Origin of the sequence: Paralimibaculum aggregatum (assembly GCF_030270585.1) — a bacterium.
GTDB classification, from domain to species: domain Bacteria; phylum Pseudomonadota; class Alphaproteobacteria; order Rhodobacterales; family Rhodobacteraceae; genus Thermohalobaculum; species Thermohalobaculum aggregatum.
On the sequence record NZ_BSYI01000106.1, the window covers coordinates 1 to 1,694 of the forward strand.

Below are 1,694 nucleotides of genomic sequence, written 5' to 3' on the forward strand. Positions count from 1 at the left end.
CTGTCGGCGGCGGCCTCGCAGATCTACACCATGGCGGACGGGCTGCCGGCGCTGACCGGCAGCGGCCTGCACGAGATCCGGGTCGCGCTCGACATCGCGCTCGACAGCTTCGGCAATGTCACGAACGGCGCCTCCAGCACCTCGCCGGCCGGCTTCACCGGCTTCCTGATCTGGGAGGATGCGGACGACAACGGCAGCTTCGACGACAGCATCGACACGGTGATCCTGGCCGGCGACGTGCTGGCGCTGCGGGCGGAGAACACCACCGACACGCCCGACGGCCAGATCCCGACGGTGAACGACATCGACAACTACGACGTGCTGGTGGATGTCGTGGGGGGCACCCTGGCCGGCGCCTTCGACCCGATCGTCGGCATGGCCTGGTCGAGCGAGGCCTCGAGCTTCGACGGCAGCTTCGCGGAGGATTTCGGCGGCGAGGCGAAGGCGGTGATCGGCGATGTCGATGTCGACTGCGTCTGCGTCGAGCTGCGCACCGAGAACCAGCTGGACGAGATCGCGATCTCCGGCGCGCTGACCAGCTCGCGCACGCAGAGCCAGTCGATCGTGGCGATCCTCGACGTCTCCGACGCGGCCGGCAGCCCCGGCGGCGCGGGCGACTTCCCCGAGGCCGGCGATCCGAACGGCTCGGGCCGCACCGGCTCGCCGGTGGATGCGGCGCTGATGGGGCTCTGGGAGCTGGCGGCGCAGCTGGTGATCGAGGGCCGCGGCGGCCAGCCGATCGCGGTGCTCACCAATGCCCGGGCCAGCGATGCGCGGGTGATCGCCGGCGGCCCGGCGGCGGGCGAGCCGATCAACACCGTGCTGACCGATTTCGGCGGCGCGCCGATCACCGCGCAGGTGATCGTCGATGCCGCCGGCGTCGACGTCACGGTGCCGGGCTTCGACCCGACCGACCAGACCACCACCGACAACGCCGCGGCCGGGCTCGCCGGCAGCGGGATCTTCGCCGGGGTCTTCGACTTCGTCGAGGATGGCGGCTTCGACACGATCAGCGTCGGCGAGGCGCTGAGCCGGGCCGCGGCCTGGCTCGCCGGCGAGGGCGCGGAGACCAACCAGGCGATCATGCTCACGGCCAGCACCGGCTTCTCGGCGGCGCTGAACGCGCCGGACCCGGCGGACGACCCGAACCTGATCGGCGCCGATGTCAGCGGCGGCGACAGCCTGGTGGCGGGCAAGGCCAGCGTCGCGCCGTTCCCGGATCATGGCGATGCCGATGCCGGGGCGCTGAGCCCGGGCCTGCTCTCGCTGCAGCCGCAGGGGGTGACGGGCGGCACCGGGATCGTGCTGGCGGATTTCTTCGACCGCGGCGTGCTCGATGTCGATGCCTATCTGCGCGGCGTCACCGGCGCGTTGCCGGGCGACGTGATCACCGTGACCGAGTTCGAGACCACGACCGGGCTCGGGCGGATCAACATCAACGGCGTGCCCTGGGCCGAAACCGGCGGGCTGAAGTGGAACTTCTCCGGCTTCATCGCGGCCGAGCGCGGCGCCTACGGCCCCTCGACGGTGTTCACCACCGGCACGATCACCGGCGGCACGGTGCTGGAGCTGCGCACCGAGTTCGGCGCGCTGGTCGGCGCCTCCGAGCTCGATCTCCTCGGGGTGATCGCCGGCGCCTTCCCGGGCTTCGACAGCTACGAGATCCGCGACTTCGACCCCTATACCTCGGTCGG

General features: G+C 71.6%; 1 protein-coding gene. It reads left to right on the top strand.

Going from position 1 to position 1,694, the window contains the following annotated elements; all coding sequences use genetic code 11:
- On the top strand, nucleotides 1-1,694 hold a 1,694-nt coding region (locus QSJ97_RS24460; RefSeq protein ID WP_285675114.1), incomplete at both ends, for a hypothetical protein.